The sequence below is a fragment of the Streptomyces sp. iso_384 genome, assembly GCF_056172905.1.
This window is the reverse complement of record NZ_JBWBTT010000001.1, coordinates 5,721,556-5,738,541: the sequence shown is the minus strand read 5'-3', so window position 1 is coordinate 5,738,541 and position 16,986 is coordinate 5,721,556. Positions and strand designations below refer to the sequence as shown.

Here is a 16,986-nt window from a genome sequence, read left to right as displayed (position 1 = left end):
ATTTTCATAGTGTTTCGGTGGTCATTGCGTTAGGGAAACGCCCGGTTACATTCCGAACCCGGAAGCTAAGCCTTTCAGCGCCGATGGTACTGCAGGGGGGACCCTGTGGGAGAGTAGGACGCCGCCGAACAATTTTTCCGGGAAAGCCCCGCACCTTTTGGTGCGGGGCTTTCCTGCGTTCCAGGTGCGATCGGCCGGCCTGTGCTGCACGGGGCCGGTACCCCGAGCGCCTTGCACCCTGACCGTATGGCCTGGTGGGAGAGGGTGCGGAGCCGTCAGGCGGGGGCCGGGCGCGATTATGAGCATCTCCGGATCCCGTGTATGGTTTACCTCGTTGCCACAGCGCAACGAGGCCCCAATAGCTCAGTCGGTAGAGCGTCTCCATGGTAAGGAGAAGGTCTGCGGTTCGATTCCGCATTGGGGCTCAGAACATAACGAAAGGCCCCCGCCATCTGGCGGGGGCCTTTCGCGTTGGTGGAGCGGGGCTCAGACGAGGGGCGGTTCCGGGACGCGCATGGCGAGGATGGCCATGTCGTCCGAGGCCGGCTCGGCGGCGAAACGCTCCACGGCCCGCAGGATGCGTGAGGCGACCGCTCCGGCCGTCAGGCCCGTACACGTCGACAGGACGTCCGCGAGGCCGTCGTCGCCCAGCATGCGGCTTCCCTCGCGGCGTTCGGTGACGCCGTCCGTGACGCACAGCAGGACGTCACCGGGGTTGAGGACGACTTCCTGCTCGTACAGGTCGAGGTCCTCGATGACGCCGAGCAGGGGCTGCGGTTCCGCGGCGGACTCCACGGAGCCGTCCTGGCGCAGGCGCAGCGGCAGCGGGTGGCCGGCACAGACGACCTTCAGGAGGGCGCTGCCGTCCTCCTGGGGCCACAGCTCGCCGTACAGAAGGGTCAGGAAGCGGCTGCGGGCCCCCTCGTCGAGGATCGCCGCGTTGAGGCGCTCCAGGACCGCGGGGCCGCCGAAGCCCTCGCGGGCGAGCAGACGCAGCGCGTGGCGGGCCAGGCCCGTGACGGCGGCCGCCTCCGGGCCCGTACCGCACACGTCGCCGATGGCGAAGCCGTATGCGCCGTCGCTGATCGGGAAGACGTCGTAGAAGTCGCCGCCGACCTCGTTGCCCTCGCCCGCGGCGCGGTAGATGACCTCGATCTCGACGTTCGGCACGTCGGGGAGGCCCGGGGGCAGCAGGCTGCGCTGGAGGGACTGGCTGATCGCCATGCGCTCCGAGTACAGGCGGGCGTTGTCCAGGGCCAGGGCGGCCCTGCGGGAGAGGTCCTCGGCCAGTTCCAGGATCTCCTGGCGGAAGTGGTCGTCCGAGGGCTTCCCGAGCGTCAGCATGCCGATCACGCGGTTGCGGGCGACCAGCGGGAGGACCACCGTCTCGCCGCCGACGGCCTGGGCCGTGGCGAGCGTCGTGCGGGTGGCCGTGCTCATGCTCAGCGGGGCGTCGTGCTGCAGGCTGCGGGTGGACGTGGACAGGGCCGCACGGTGGCCCGCCTCCGACGGGGCGGCCCAGACGCGGGCGCCCGGGGTCGGGACCGGATCCGGCGGGGCGATCTTGGAGAGCAGGGCCTTGAGGCCGTCGATGAGGTCCTCGTCCTCGTGCAGCACGTACGAGAGGTACGGCTCGGACGACTGGTCCGCGATCGTGTATACGGCGCACCAGGTGGCCAGCGTCGGGACCGTCATCTGGGCCATCAGCGCCAGGGTCTGGTCCCGGTCGAGCGTGCCGGCCAGCAGGTCGGAGGCCTCGACGAGGAAGGACAGCGAGCCTCGGCGCAGCCGTTCCAGCTCGCCGAGGCGGGCGGACTCCACGGCGAGCGCGATGCGGTCGGCGGCGAACTGGAGGCGCAGGGCCTCCTCGTTGGAGTAGCGGCCCGCGCCCTCCGCCGCGACGCCGAGGGAGCCGGTGAGGCGGCCCTCGACCTTCAGCGGCACGGTGACGACCGAGCGCATCCCGGTGTCGGTGAGGAGCGGGACGGCGCCGGGGACGGCGGTCAGGTCCTCGTGGACGGCGGGCATACGGGCGGAGCCGTAGCGTCCCGTACCGGCCTCGACCGGGACCCGGGCGAAGCGCTGGCGGGCCGAGGGCAGGCCCGTCGTGGCGCGGACCTCCAGCTCCGTCTCGTCGTCCGTGGCGAGCAGGAGGAACGCGGCGTCGGCGTCGAGCATGTCCCGGGCCCGCTCGACCGTCCGCTGGAGCAGGCCGTCCAGGTCGTCCGGGGCCGGGGAGCCGATGAAGACCTCGAACGGGTCCGCGGCGCGGCTGTCGGGAGAGGCGTCGGAGACCGGGGCGCGGACCGGGCTCTGGAGCACGGCGCGCTCGTCGTCGCGGACGAGGAGGCAGACCGTGGACGGGGCGCCGTCGTTGTCGCGGACCCGCAGGTGCGAGGCGTAGACGGCGATGGTCCGGCCGTCCGCGCCACGGATCCCGTAACTGCCCTCCCAGCGGGAGAGCTGAAGGGCGGCGGCGATGCCGGTGTTGGTCCCCGGGGTGTGCGGCCAGGCCACGAAGTCGGTGAACTGCTTGCCGGTGACCTGCTCCGCGGTGTGCCCGAAGACATACGCGGCGTCGTCGTTCCACGCGCTGATCGCGCCGGTGCTGTCGATCTGGACGACGGCGACCCGGACCCGCTGGTCGGTGACGGGGAGGAGCGAGGTGGGCAGGACCGGGCCGGCGGAGCGGATGCCCACCGGCCGGTCGGGCAGGTCCAGCTGGAACCAGACGTGCTTACGGGTGGGGGAGTACTCGACGCCCCAGCGGGAGGCCAGGGCGGCGCAGAGCAGCAGACCGCGGCCGTTCTCGCGGTCGGGGCTGCCGAAGTCGAGGCCGTTGCTCTGGAGCGGGACCTCGCGTTCCGGATAGTGGTCGGAGACCTCGACCCGGACGCCGTCCTCGGTGCGCAGGCACAGCACGTCGGCCGCGGTCCCCGCGTGCACGACGGCGTTGGTCACGAGCTCGCTGGTGAGCACGACGGCGTCGTCGACGACATCGTTGTAGCCCCACCCCTGGAGCGTGTCCCGGACGAAGGCGCGGGCGGTCGCGACGGAGCGTCCGACCGGTTCGAAGGTGGCGGCCGCGCGCGCGGTGATCACAGCACTCCCCATATTGGTGTCTCGTCGCTTCCCCGAGTCCTGTGCCCGTTTATCGCCGCTTCGATTCGCTTGCCAGGCTAGACGTATCTCAAGGGTGCCGGGTACACGAGGGCCGAGTTCGGGACAGAGCGGTCCGGCGGTGGTGCGCGGGCGCACAAGTATGGACTCCTGGTGCAAGGGATGGGGGGCAACCGGTGCAGGTTGCCCGCCGACCGGTTCCGGCCTGGTACGTTGCCATGATTTGACGTCCGCCCGGTCGCCCGTTGACGGTGTGCAGTGGCGGTGAGCCAAAGTGGAACTGGGCAAGCTTCCGGATAGGCCCGAGTGAAACGGTCAACCCCTGCGGGAGGGACACGGTGGAGTCTGGCGTGGCGGCGCAGGGTTCGAAGGCGCGTACAAAAGGCGGACAGTCCGTGAAAAAGCAGCGCAATGGCACCGTCGAAGTGGACGCGGCAGCTCTGAACAGAGTGCTCGCGGGCCTCGTGGCGATGCGCGACGGCAACTTCCGCCGGCGGCTCACCGTCTCCGGCGACGGTGTGATGACGGAGATCGCGGCGGTCTTCAACGAGGTCGCCGACCGGAATCTCCACCTCACCGGTGAGCTGGCGCGCGTCCGGCGGGTGGTCGGGCGCGAGGGCAAACTCACGGAGCGGCTGGAGACGGGCGCCTGCGAGGGCTCCTGGGCCGCCGCGATCGACGCCTCCAACGAGCTCGTCGACGATCTCGCGCGACCGGTGTCCGAGGTGGGCCGGGTGCTGTCGGCGGTCGCCGACGGTGATCTGGAGCAGCGGATGGAGCTGCGGTCGCACACGACGGACGAGACGGTCCGGCCGCTGCGCGGCGAGTTCCTGAAGGTCGCCCGTACGGTCAACAACCTGGTCGACCAGCTGTCGGTCTTCACCGAGCAGGTGACCCGGGTCGCCGTGGAGGTGGGCACCGAGGGCAAGCTCGGCGGTCAGGCGCAGGTGCGTGGGATGTCCGGGTCCTGGAAGGACCTCACGGACTCCGTGAACACCATGGCGTACCGGCTGACCGCCCAGGTGCGGGACATCGCGCTGGTGACGACGGCGGTCGCCAAGGGTGATCTGTCGCGGAAGGTCACCGTCCATGTGGCCGGCGAGATGCTCCAGCTGAAGAACACCGTCAACACGATGGTCGACCAGCTGTCCTCGTTCTCCTCCGAGGTGACGCGCGTCGCCCGTGAGGTGGGCACGGAGGGCGAGCTGGGCGGTCAGGCGACCGTGCCGGGTGTGGCCGGCGTGTGGAAGGACCTGACCGACTCCGTCAACACGATGGCGGGCAACCTCACCTCCCAGGTACGCGGTATCGCCGAGGTGACGACGGCGGTCGCCAGCGGTGACCTGACGCAGAAGGTCACCGTGAGCGCGCGCGGCGAGGTCGCCCAGCTCGCCGAGACGATCAACCAGATGACCGAGACGCTGCGCACCTTCGCGGACGAAGTGACGCGGGTGGCGAGCGAGGTCGGTGGCGAGGGGCTTCTCGGAGGTCAGGCGCAGGTGCCGGGCGCCGCGGGGACCTGGAAGGACCTCACCGACTCGGTGAACACGGTCTTCCGGAACCTGACGACGCAGGTGCGCGACATCGCGCAGGTCACCACGGCCGTGGCCAGCGGTGACATGTCGCAGAAGGTCACGGTCGACGTGGCCGGGGAGATGCTGGAGCTGAAGAACACCGTCAACACGATGGTGGACCAGCTCCAGTCGTTCGGTTCCGAGGTGACCCGGGTGGCCCGGGAGGTCGGCGTCGAGGGACGGCTCGGCGGCCAGGCCGAGGTGCCGGGGGCTGCCGGCACGTGGAAGGACCTCACCGACTCGGTGAACACCGCGTTCCGCAACCTCACCGGTCAGGTCCGGGACATCGCGCAGGTCACCACGGCGGTCGCCAACGGTGACCTGTCGCAGAAGGTCACCGTGGACGTGGCCGGGGAGATGCTGGAGCTGAAGAACACCGTCAACACGATGGTGGCGCAGCTGTCCAGCTTCGCCGACCAGGTGACGCGGATGGCCCGCGACGTGGGTACCGAGGGCCGCCTCGGCGGTCAGGCGCGGGTGGACGGTGTCTCGGGTACGTGGAAGGAACTGACGGACTCCGTCAACTTCATGGCGGGCAACCTCACCTCCCAGGTGAGGCAGATCGCCCAGGTGACGACGGCGGTGGCGCGGGGCGACCTGTCGCAGAAGATCGACGTGGACGCCCGGGGCGAGATCCTGGAGCTCAAGAACACCATCAACACGATGGTCGACCAGCTCTCCGCCTTCGCCGACCAGGTCACCCGGGTCGCCCGAGAGGTGGGCACGGACGGCCGGCTCGGCGGTCAGGCGCAGGTGCCCGGTGTGGCCGGAGTGTGGCGCGATCTCACCGATTCGGTGAACGGCATGGCCGGGAACCTCACCGCTCAGGTCCGTAACATCGCGCAGGTCGCCACGGCGGTGGCGCGCGGTGACCTGTCGCAGAAGATCGACGTGGACGCCCGGGGCGAGATCCTGGAGCTGAAGAACACCCTCAACACGATGGTGGACCAGTTGTCCAACTTCGCGGAGCAGGTGACGCGGGTCGCCCGTGAGGTGGGTACGGAGGGCATCCTCGGCGGACAGGCCGAGGTGCAGGGCGTGTCCGGTACGTGGAAGGACCTCACCCAGTCCGTCAACGGCATGGCGAACAACCTGACCCTCCAGGTCCGCAACATCGCCGAGGTCACCACCGCGGTCGCCAAGGGGGATCTCTCCAAGAAGATCACCGTCGACGCCAAGGGCGAGATCCTCGAACTGGTCACGACCGTCAACACGATGGTCGACCAGCTGCTGAACTTCGCCGACGAGGTGTCCCGGGTGGCCCGTGAGGTGGGCACCGAAGGGATCCTGGGCGGTCAGGCGCGGGTGCGCGGGGCGACCGGCATCTGGAAGGACCTGAGCGAGAACGTCAACCTGATGGCCAACAACCTGACCAGCCAGGTGCGGAACATCTCCCGGGTCTCCTCCGCGGTCGCCAACGGCGATCTGACGAAGAAGGTCACCGTGGAGGCGCGCGGCGAGGTCGCGGAGCTGGCCGACACGGTCAACACGATGGTGACGACGCTCTCCTCGTTCGCCGACGAGGTCACGCGGGTGGCCCGTGAGGTGGGCACCGAGGGCGAGCTGGGCGGCCAGGCCCGGGTGCCGGGAGTCGCCGGTACGTGGAAGGACCTCACCGAGTCCGTGAACTCGATGGCTTCCAACCTGACCGGTCAGGTGCGGCAGATCGCCACGGTCACCACCGCCATCGCCAAGGGCGACCTGACCAAGAAGATCGACATCGACGCGCGCGGTGAGATCCAGGAGCTGAAGAACACCATCAACACGATGGTCGACCAGCTGTCCTCGTTCGCCGAGCAGGTGACCCGGGTCGCCCGCGAGGTGGGCACCGAGGGGCAGCTGGGCGGTCAGGCGCGGGTGCGGGACGTGGACGGCACCTGGCGCGACCTCACCGAGTCGGTGAACGAGATGGCCGGGAACCTGACCCGTCAGGTGCGTGCCATCGCGGCCGTCGCCACCGCGGTGACCCGCGGCGATCTGAACCTCAAGATCGATGTGGACGCGGCCGGTGAGATCCAGGTCCTCCAGGACAACATCAACACGATGATCGCGAACCTGCGCGACACCACGCTCGCCAACAAGGAGCAGGACTGGCTGAAGGGCAACCTGGCCCGGATCTCCGGTCTGATGCAGGGCCGCCGCGATCTGGACGACGTGGCTTCGCTGATCATGAGCGAGCTGACGCCGGTGGTCTCGGCGCAGCACGGTGCGTTCTTCCTGGCCATGGCCGCGGGTGACTCGGACGAGGTGGGTCCGGACGACGGTGAGGCCGGCGCGTACGAGCTGCGGATGCGGGGGAGTTACGGCTACTCCGCGGGTTCGATGCCGACCTCCTTCCGGCCCGGTGAGACGCTCATCGGGACGGCGGCCGAGGAGAAGCGGACGATCCAGGTGGACAACGTGCCGCCGGGCTATCTGAAAATCTCCTCCGGTCTGGGTGAGGCCCCTCCGGCGCACGTGATCGTGCTGCCGGTGCTCTTCGAGGGCAAGGTGCTCGGCGTGATCGAGCTGGCCTCGTTCCAGCCGTTCACGCATATCCAGCGGGACTTCCTCAACCAGCTCGCCGAGATGATCGCGACGAGCGTCAACACGATCAGCGTCAACACCAAGACCGAGAAGCTGCTGGAGCAGTCGCAGGAGCTGACCGAGCAACTACGCGACCGTTCGCAGGAGTTGGAGAACCGGCAGAAGGCACTTCAGGCGTCCAACGCCGAACTGGAGGAGAAGGCCGAGCTGCTGGCCCAGCAGAACCGCGACATCGAGGTGAAGAACACCGAGATCGAGGAGGCGCGGCAGGTGCTGGAGGAGCGCGCCGAGCAGCTCGCGGTCTCGATGCGCTACAAGTCCGAATTCCTGGCGAACATGTCGCACGAGCTGCGTACGCCGCTCAACTCACTGCTGATTCTGGCCAAGTTGCTGGCGGACAATGCCGAGGGCAATCTCTCGCCGAAGCAGGTGGAGTTCGCCGAGACGATCCACGGGGCCGGTTCCGACCTGCTCCAGCTGATCAACGACATCCTGGACCTGTCGAAGGTCGAGGCGGGCAAGATGGACGTCAGCCCGACCAGGATCGCGCTGGTCCAGCTGGTCGACTACGTGGAGGCGACCTTCCGCCCGCTCACGGCGGAGAAGGGGCTCGACTTCTCCGTACGGGTGTCGCCCGAGCTTCCCGCCACGCTGCACACCGATGAGCAGCGTCTGCTCCAGGTGCTGCGCAACCTGCTGTCCAACGCGGTGAAGTTCACCGACAGCGGCGCGGTGGAGCTGGTGATCCGGCCCGCCGGCGCCGATGTGCCCAACGCGATCCGTGAACACCTGCTGGAGGCGGGTTCGCTGCGGGACGCGGACGCCGATCTGATCGCCTTCTCGGTGACCGACACCGGGATCGGGATCGCGTCCAGCAAGATGCTGGTGATCTTCGAGGCGTTCAAGCAGGCGGACGGCACGACGAGCCGGAAGTACGGCGGCACCGGCCTCGGTCTCTCCATCAGCCGGGAGATCGCACGGCTGCTCGGCGGCGAGATCCACGCGGCGAGCGAGCCGGGGCGCGGTTCCACCTTCACCCTGTACCTGCCGCTGCACCGCGCCGAACTGCCGCCCCAGGGCTACCCGCCGGTGGGTTCCGGTTCCGCCGAGGTGCTGGGCGGTACGGGCGAGATGGGGCAGCCGCAGTCCCCGCAGGGCCAGTCGGCTCCGTACGGCGATCCGGCCAACTCCGCCGGTATGTTCCGGCGGCGGCGCAAGGCGCTCGGGGAAGCGGCGGGCAGGGCCGCGCTGCCGGCCGGCCGCACCCCGTCCGAGAGCGCCTCGCAGCAGGAGGGGCGGGTGCCGGGGAGCCAGGGCGAGGGGCAGGTTCAGGGCCAGGCCGCGGCGGAGGAGCCGGCGCCCCGGCGGACGTTCCGCTTCCGCGGCGAGAAGGTGCTCATCGTCGACGACGACATCCGCAATGTCTTCGCACTCACCAGCGTGCTGGAGCAGCACGGACTGTCGGTGCTGTACGCGGAGAACGGCCGTGAGGGCATCGAAGTGCTGGAGCAGCACGACGATGTGACGGTCGTACTGATGGACATCATGATGCCCGAGATGGACGGCTACGCGACGACGACCGCGATCCGGCGGATGCCGCAGTTCGCAGGGCTGCCGATCGTGGCGCTCACCGCGAAGGCGATGAAGGGCGACCGGGAGAAGGCCATCGATTGCGGGGCTTCCGACTATGTGACGAAGCCGGTCGATCCCGATCACCTGCTCGCGGTGATGGAGCAGTGGATGCACGGAGAGTGATCGAGAACTGAACGAATTGGCGTGATTTGTTGACCGACTGTGCTCGAACGGGTGTGAACGCGCTGCATTCGGGGAACCTTCTGGTCTCCCACCGCGTTTGCGGTATGTGCACAGTGACATCGCGGTGACAGGGTGTGGTGACGGGCGGGGTGCGGCTACCATGACCGGCACAAGGACGGACGGCGCAAGGGAGTCGTCCCCTGGGGCGGCACCCGGTGCATTTCCGGGGCGAGGAGGGCGGGCCATGGTACAGAAGGCCAAGATCCTCCTGGTCGATGACCGGCCGGAGAATCTGCTGGCGCTGGAGGCCATCCTCTCTGCGCTCGATCAGACACTGGTCCGGGCATCGTCAGGGGAGGAGGCGCTCAAAGCGCTGCTCACGGACGACTTCGCGGTCATTCTGCTGGACGTCCAGATGCCGGGCATGGACGGTTTCGAGACCGCCGCGCACATCAAGCGGCGGGAGCGGACCCGGGACATCCCGATCATCTTCCTCACCGCGATCAACCACGGTCCGCACCACACCTTCCGCGGCTACGCGGCCGGTGCGGTGGACTACATCTCCAAGCCGTTCGACCCGTGGGTGCTGCGCGCCAAGGTCTCGGTCTTCGTCGAGCTGTACATGAAGAACTGCAAGCTCCGCGAGCAGGCCGCTCTGCTGCGGCTCCAGTTGGAGGGCGACGGCCACGCGGGTGGCGAGCACGAGAAGGAGCCGGCCGGTCTGCTGGCCGAGCTTTCCGCGCGGCTCGCGGCGGTCGAGGAGCAGGCGGAAGCGCTCTCCAAGCAGCTCGACGACGAATCGGCGGACGCCGCGGCGGTCGCCACCGCGGCCCACCTCGAACGCAAGCTGACCGGCCTGCGCCGCGCGCTCGACGCGCTGGAGCCGGGCACCGGCGGGGGCACGGGCGTGCTGCCCGCACAGGGCTGACCCGCTGCCGCTGCCGCTGCCGTGAGGCGGCGTCAGTTCCCGGCCGTCCGGAGGCGACACGGTCGAGTGAACCAGTAGGCGAACGTGTTCACGGGCGACGACAGCGGTAACCTCGGCATCATGGCCTCACGTACGTCCGGCAAGGGTTCCCAGGGCACGGCGGGCACCGCGAAGCGCGTCGGCCGTACCTCGGGCCCGGCGAAGAAAGCCGCGCCCGCCAAGAAGACCGCGCCGAAGAAGTCGGCGGCTCCCGCGAAGAAGGCCCCCGCGAAGAAGGCGGCGGCGAAGAAGCCCGCGCCCAAACCCGCGCCGTCACCCACCGGGGGCATCTACCGGTTGGTGCGGGCGGTCTGGCTCGGGGCGGCGCACGGCGTCGGCGCGCTGTTCCGCTCGATAGGGCGTGGCGCCAAGGGACTTGACCCCGCCCACCGCAAGGACGGCCTCGCGCTGCTGCTGCTCGGACTGGCACTGATCGTCGCCGCGGGCACCTGGTCCAATCTCCAGGGGCCGGTCGGCGACCTGGTCGAGATGCTGGTGACCGGGGCCTTCGGCCGGCTCGATCTGCTCGCGCCGATACTGCTGGGCGCGATGGCGGTACGGCTGATCCTCTATCCGGAGCGGCCCGAGGCCAACGGACGCATCGTCATCGGGCTGTCCGCGCTGGTCATCGGAGTCCTCGGCCAGGTCCACATCGCCTGCGGTTCGCCGGGCCGGGACGAGGGCACCGAGGCGATGCAGGACGCGGGCGGGCTGGTCGGCTGGGCCACCTCCAAGCCGCTGATCTTCATGATGGGCGAGGTCCTCGCCGTACCGCTGCTGGTGCTGCTGACCGTGTTCGGACTCCTCGTCGTCACCGCCACCCCGGTCAACGCCATCCCGCAGCGGCTGCGTCAGCTCGGCGTCCGCCTCGGCATCGTGGAACCGCTGCCCGAGGCCGGCGAGGAGTACGAGAACGACGACGAGCGCTACGACGAACAGTGGCGCGAGGCGCTGCCCGAGCGGCACCAGCGGCGTGGCGCGCGCCGCACGGACCCGGCGCACGACCACGACCACGACCAGGCCGAGGCGGAGGCGCTCACCAAGCGCAGGAGGTCCCGCAGGCCCTCCGTGCAGCCCGCGATGAACCGGCCGCTGGACGCGGTGGACGTCGCGGCCGCCGCAGCCGCCGCGCTCGACGGGGCCGTGCTCAACGGCATGCCGCCCTCGCCGATCGTCGCCGACCTGACCCAGGGCGTCTCCGTGGACCGCGAGCGCACGGGCACGCCCGTCCCCGGCGCCCGGGAGGCCGAGCGGGACGGAGCGGGGAAGAGCGGGGCGGGCCGGCGGTCCGGTGGCACCGACGAGCCGACCGGTGGTGACCGTTCCGGTGGCGCCTCCGACCGGTCCGGTTCCGTTCCCGACCTGACCAAGCCCGCACCGGAGCGTTCCGAGGGCCTGCCCGCCCGCGCCGAGCAGCTCCAGCTGTCCGGCGACATCACGTACTCGCTGCCCTCGCTCGACCTGCTGGAGCGCGGCGGACCGGGCAAGACCCGCAGCGCCGCCAACGACGCGGTCGTCGCCTCGCTGACCAACGTCTTCTCGGAGTTCAAGGTCGACGCCGCGGTCACCGGCTTCACCCGGGGCCCGACGGTCACGCGTTACGAGATCGAACTCGGCCCCGCCGTGAAGGTCGAGAAGATCACGGCCCTGGCCAAGAACATCGCGTACGCCGTGGCCAGCCCGGACGTGCGGATCATCTCGCCGATCCCGGGCAAGTCCGCCGTCGGCATCGAGATCCCCAACTCCGACCGCGAGATGGTCAACCTCGGCGATGTACTGCGCCTCGCGGACGCCGCCGAGGACGACCACCCGATGCTCGTGGCGCTCGGCAAGAACGTCGAGGGCGGCTACGAGATGGCCAACCTCGCCAAGATGCCGCACGTCCTGGTCGCCGGCGCCACCGGCTCCGGCAAGTCCTCCTGCATCAACTGCCTGATCACCTCGATCATGGTGCGGGCCACCCCGGACGACGTGCGGATGGTCCTCGTCGACCCCAAGCGCGTCGAGCTCACCGCGTACGAGGGCATCCCCCACCTCATCACCCCGATCATCACCAACCCCAAGAAGGCCGCCGAGGCGCTCCAGTGGGTCGTGCGGGAGATGGACCTGCGCTACGACGACCTCGCCAACTTCGGCTACCGGCACATCGACGACTTCAACCACGCGGTGCGCAACGGCAAGTGCAAGGCGCCCGAGGGCAGCGAGCGCGAGCTGTCCCCGTATCCGTATCTGCTGGTGATCGTCGACGAGCTGGCCGACCTGATGATGGTGGCCCCGCGCGACGTCGAGGACTCGATCGTCCGCATCACCCAGCTGGCGCGCGCGGCCGGCATCCACCTGGTGCTCGCCACCCAGCGCCCCTCGGTCGACGTGGTGACCGGCCTGATCAAGGCGAACGTGCCCTCCCGGCTCGCCTTCGCGACCTCCTCCCTCGCCGACAGCCGGGTCATCCTCGACCAGCCCGGCGCCGAGAAGCTCATCGGCAAGGGCGACGGGCTCTTCCTCCCGATGGGCGCCAACAAACCCACCCGCATGCAAGGCGCCTTCGTCACCGAGGACGAGGTCGCCGCCGTCGTCCAGCACTGCAAGGACCAGATGGCCCCGGTCTTCCGGGACGACGTCGTGGTGGGGACGAAGCAGAAGAAGGAGATCGACGAGGACATCGGCGACGACCTGGACCTGCTCTGCCAGGCCGCCGAGCTGGTCGTCTCCACCCAGTTCGGATCGACCTCGATGCTCCAGCGCAAGCTCCGGGTCGGCTTCGCGAAGGCGGGCCGGCTGATGGACCTCATGGAGTCCCGCAACATCGTCGGGCCCAGCGAGGGATCCAAGGCGCGGGACGTCATGGTGAAACCCGACGAGCTCGACGGGGTGTTGGCCGTCATCCGCGGGGAATCCGCTCCGTAACGGAATTCGCTCCGTAGAGGTTTTGTGGGCAACCGTTTCGTACGGTCGTACGTCCAGTTGAGGGGAGGGACGGAACCGTGCTCCTCCCCGCAGCCCGCTCCGTCGTCACCTCACCCGTACCCCCACCCCGTTCGGCCCACTACAGGTTGCCCAGTCCTCGATCGGGGCTGTGTTCCGCTCCCGCTCCGCCTCGGAGCCGGTGGCGGGGCCGTCCGGCGAGCCCGATGGCGTACAAGTCGTCCCTCCCGGTTGCCCCTCCCTTTCGTACCCCCCCTAGACTGAACATCCAGCAGGTGGCTCACGCTCGAAAGGCGCCCCCGTGTCCATCGGCAACTCCCCCGAAGACGACCGGCCTTCGATCGGTCGTGCCCTCCAGCAGGCTCGTATCGCCGCAGGTCTGACGGTCGAGGAAGTCAGCAGCTCCACCCGGGTGCGCATCCCCATCGTGCACGCGATCGAGCAGGACGACTTCTCCCGCTGCGGCGGCGACGTCTACGCCCGCGGTCACATCCGCACGTTCGCCCGTGCGGTCGGCCTCGATCCGGAACCGCTGGTCGAGAAGTACGACGCCGATCACGGCGGCCGTCCCGCACCGACCCCCGCGGCACCGCTGTTCGAAGCGGAACGCATCCGTTCCGAGCCCCGGCGGCCCAACTGGACCGCGGCCATGGTCGCGGCCATCGTCGCCGTCGTCGGGTTCGTCGGCTTCACGCTCTTCGACGGCGAGGACGAACCCTCCAACACCGCACAGATCGCGGAGGGCTCCAAGCCCGACAAGGCCACGGCCAAGCCCACCGCCCCCAAGCCCTCCGACCCCGAGCCCTCCGAGAGTGCCATCGCCGCCGCCCCCCGGGACAAGGTGACGGTCAAGCTCAGCGCGGAACGGGACAAGAGCTGGATCTCGGCCAAGGACCACAACGGCCGGCCGCTCTTCGACGGGCTGCTGCTCCAGGGCGAGTCCAAGACCTTCCAGGACAAGGAGCGCATCGACCTCGTTCTCGGCAACGCCGGGGCGATCGACCTCTTCGTCAACGGCAAGCAGGTCGAGGACCGCGGGCCCGGCCCGGTCGAGCGGCTCTCCTACACCAAGGGCGATCCCGAGGCCGGCTGATCCGCCGCCCTTCGTTCCCGTAGACGTCCGACGGGCGTCCGGCCTCGCGCCGGGCGCCCGTCGGCGTTCCCGGCCCGGTCCGCCTGCTACGGGGAGTAACAGCGGCGAGGGCAGGCAACCCTGCACGGCAGGGGGGCCGCCGGGACAAAGTAGTCTTGAGTCCATGCCCGAACGCCGTACCGTCGCCCTTGTCACTCTTGGCTGCGCCCGTAACGAGGTGGACTCGGAGGAGCTTGCAGGCCGCTTGGCAGCGGACGGCTGGGACCTCGTCGAGGATGCCTCCGACGCGGATGTCGCAGTCGTCAACACCTGTGGGTTCGTCGAAGCCGCCAAGAAGGACTCCGTCGACGCCCTGCTCGAAGCCAACGATCTGAAGGATCACGGCCGCACCCAGGCCGTCGTCGCCGTCGGCTGCATGGCCGAGCGCTACGGCAAGGACCTCGCCGAGGCCCTGCCGGAAGCGGACGGCGTCCTCGGATTCGACGACTACGCCGACATCTCCGACCGGCTCCAGACCATCCTCAACGGCGGCATCCACGCCTCGCACACCCCCCGCGACCGCCGCAAGCTGCTGCCGATCAGCCCCGCCGAGCGGCAGGACGCCGCCGTGGCGCTGCCCGGCCACGCCCAGGAGACGCCCGCCCCGGCCCCCGAGGACCTGCCCGAAGGCGTCGCACCGGTCTCCGGGCCGCGGGCGCCGCTGCGCCGTCGGCTCGGCACCAGCCCCGTCGCCTCGGTGAAGCTCGCCTCCGGCTGCGACCGCCGCTGCTCCTTCTGCGCCATCCCCTCCTTCCGCGGCTCGTTCATCTCGCGCCGCCCCTCGGACGTCCTCCAGGAGACCCGCTGGCTGGCCGAGCAGGGCGTCAAGGAGGTCATGCTCGTCTCCGAGAACAACACCTCCTACGGCAAGGACCTCGGCGACATCCGCCTCCTGGAGACCCTGCTGCCCGAGCTGGCCGACGTGGACGGCATCGAGCGGATCCGGGTCAGCTACCTCCAGCCCGCCGAGATGCGCCCCGGCCTCATCGACGTCCTCACCTCGACGCCGAAGGTCGCCCCGTACTTCGACCTCTCCTTCCAGCACTCCTCCCCGAGCGTGCTGCGCACGATGCGCCGCTTCGGCGACACCGACCGCTTCCTGGAGCTCCTGGACACCATCCGGAGCAAGGCCCCCGAGGCCGGCGCCCGCTCCAACTTCATCGTCGGCTTCCCCGGCGAGACCGAGGCGGACCTCGCCGAGCTGGAACGCTTCCTCACCGGCGCCCGCCTCGACGCGATCGGCGTGTTCGGCTACTCCGACGAGGAGGGCACCGAGGCGGTCGGCTACGCGAACAAGCTCGACGCCGACACCATCGCGGAGCGCCTGGCCCATATCTCCCAGCTGGCCGAGGAGCTGACCTCGCAGCGGGCCGAGGAGCGCGTCGGCGAGACCCTCCAGGTGCTGGTGGAGTCCGTGGAGTCGGAGGACGACGGCGAGGTCGCGATCGGGCGTGCGGCGCACCAGGCCCCCGAAACGGACGGCCAGGTGGTCTTCACCACACGCGAGGGACTCGTGCCGGGCCGTATGGTCGAGGCAAAGGCAGTGGGCACCGAGGGCGTCGACCTGGTGGCCGAACACCACGAGCTTGCGGAGGCAGCCAGATGACCGGAGTCCCGGCATCCGCGGCAGGCGGCTCCGGCGCGAAGCCGGTCCGCGGCGGCAAGCTGGGCACTGCGGCCGTCAACCAGGCCAGCCTCTGGAACATCGCCAACATCCTGACCATGGTGCGGTTGCTGCTCGTACCCGGCTTCGTGCTGCTGCTGTTCCACGACGGCGGATACGACCCGGTCTGGCGCTCCTTCGCCTGGGCGGCCTTCGCCATCGCGATGATCACCGACCTGTTCGACGGTCATCTGGCACGGGCGTACAACCTGGTCACCGACTTCGGGAAGATCGCCGACCCGATCGCCGACAAGGCGATCATGGGCGCGGCGCTGGTCTCCCTCTCCGTCCTGGGCGACCTGCCCTGGTGGATCACCGGCGTGATCCTCGCCCGTGAGCTGGGCATCACGCTGATGCGGTTCTGGGTGATCCGCCATGCGGTGATCCCGGCCAGCAGAGGCGGCAAGCTGAAGACGCTCGCGCAGGGGACGGCGGCCGGGATGTACGTCCTGGTGCTCACCGGGCCGCTGGCGACGCTGCGCTTCTGGGTGATGATGGTCGCCGTCGTGCTGACGGTCGTCACCGGACTCGATTACGTACGCCAGGCCGTCGTCCTGCGCCGCAAGGGCCTCGCCGCCGAGCGCGCCGCCGCCGCCGAGCGGGCCGCGGAGGCCGTGGAGGCCCTGCAGGCTCCTGCGGGCACTGCGGTCGGCACCGGTCAGGCCGCCGGTGCGGCGGGCCGTGTGACGGATGTACACGGTGCCGACGTGCGGAGCGCTGACGTACGCGGTGCCGACGTGCGCAGTGGCGCCGAGGCGCGCGACGCCGCGGAGGCCGAGCGGTGACAGCCGCTGCCCGGGTGCTCCGGCTGCTCGGAGCGCGGGGCGAGACGCTCGCCGTCGCCGAATCGCTCACGGGCGGCCTGGTCGCCGCCGAGCTGACCTCCGTACCCGGCGCTTCCCTGTCCTTCCGGGGATCGGTGACGGCATACGCCACCGTCCTCAAGCGGGACGTCCTGGGCGTGGACGGGACCCTCCTGGCTGAGCGCGGAGCCGTGGACCCCGAGGTCGCGCTGCAGATGGCGGCCGGTGTGCGCCGGGTTCTCGACGCGGACTGGGGCGTCTCCACCACGGGGGTCGCGGGGCCGGAACCCCAGGACGGGCAGCCGGTCGGCACCGTCTACGTTGCCGTGGCAGGGCCCTCCGGCGTCGAGAAAGTGACGGCACTGCGGTTGAATGGTGGGAGGGCGGATATCCGTAATGAGAGTGTGCGAAGCGTCCTCGACCTGCTCGCCGGCGAACTCGGTGAGAATGCGCGGGCACAGGATACGGAACAACACGGGGGGAATTGATGTTTGCAGCCCTGAGTGAACACGACATCGCTC

At 69.8% G+C, this 16,986-nt stretch carries 8 protein-coding genes, 1 tRNA gene and 1 rRNA gene; 9 read left to right on the top strand and 1 reads right to left on the bottom strand.

Annotated elements, in window-relative coordinates:
* The first annotated feature begins 13 nt into the window (after positions 1-13).
* Both rrf and AC0VY3_RS25650 read left to right on the top strand, forming a co-directional pair.
* Positions 14-130: ribosomal RNA gene (rrf, locus tag AC0VY3_RS25655) — 5S ribosomal RNA — on the top strand.
* A 222-nt stretch (positions 131-352) separates the two neighbouring features.
* Positions 353-425 (top strand) — tRNA-Thr (locus tag AC0VY3_RS25650).
* A 61-nt stretch (positions 426-486) separates the two neighbouring features.
* On the opposite strand, the gene AC0VY3_RS25645 is transcribed toward AC0VY3_RS25650, so the two are convergent.
* Complete coding sequence (locus AC0VY3_RS25645; protein ID WP_103509938.1) at positions 487-3,114, bottom strand: SpoIIE family protein phosphatase; 2,628 nt, start codon at positions 3,112-3,114, stop codon at positions 487-489.
* Between the two features lie 401 nt (positions 3,115-3,515).
* On the opposite strand from AC0VY3_RS25645, the gene AC0VY3_RS25640 reads away from it, so the two are divergent.
* The 7 genes from AC0VY3_RS25640 (at position 3,516) to AC0VY3_RS25610 (ending at position 16,953) form a co-directional block, all read left to right on the top strand.
* Positions 3,516-8,975 carry a HAMP domain-containing protein gene (locus AC0VY3_RS25640; protein WP_103509937.1) on the top strand — a complete coding sequence of 1,820 codons (5,460 nt, stop codon included), beginning with the start codon at positions 3,516-3,518 and terminating at the stop codon, positions 8,973-8,975.
* A 244-nt stretch (positions 8,976-9,219) separates the two neighbouring features.
* On the top strand, positions 9,220-9,903 hold the full coding sequence (locus AC0VY3_RS25635; protein ID WP_030080218.1) for a response regulator: 684 nt from the start codon (positions 9,220-9,222) through the stop codon (positions 9,901-9,903).
* Between the two features lie 120 nt (positions 9,904-10,023).
* Positions 10,024-12,849: a DNA translocase FtsK gene (locus tag AC0VY3_RS25630; RefSeq protein WP_475550696.1), complete on the top strand. Its 2,826-nt coding sequence runs from the start codon at positions 10,024-10,026 to the stop codon at positions 12,847-12,849.
* 319 nt (positions 12,850-13,168) lie between these two features.
* Complete coding sequence (locus tag AC0VY3_RS25625) at positions 13,169-13,960, top strand: helix-turn-helix domain-containing protein (RefSeq protein ID WP_475550695.1); 792 nt, start codon at positions 13,169-13,171, stop codon at positions 13,958-13,960.
* Between the two features lie 163 nt (positions 13,961-14,123).
* Complete coding sequence (gene rimO / locus AC0VY3_RS25620; protein WP_475550694.1) at positions 14,124-15,605, top strand: 30S ribosomal protein S12 methylthiotransferase RimO; 1,482 nt, start codon at positions 14,124-14,126, stop codon at positions 15,603-15,605.
* On the top strand, positions 15,602-16,447 hold the full coding sequence (gene pgsA / locus AC0VY3_RS25615) for a CDP-diacylglycerol--glycerol-3-phosphate 3-phosphatidyltransferase (RefSeq protein ID WP_242742657.1): 846 nt from the start codon (positions 15,602-15,604) through the stop codon (positions 16,445-16,447). The genes rimO and pgsA overlap by 4 nt, the downstream gene beginning before the upstream one ends.
* Positions 16,444-16,953, top strand: coding sequence for a CinA family protein (locus AC0VY3_RS25610; protein ID WP_103509933.1), 510 nt, complete (start codon positions 16,444-16,446; stop codon positions 16,951-16,953). Before pgsA ends, AC0VY3_RS25610 begins: the two co-directional genes overlap by 4 nt.
* The last annotated feature ends 33 nt before the right edge of the window (positions 16,954-16,986 follow it).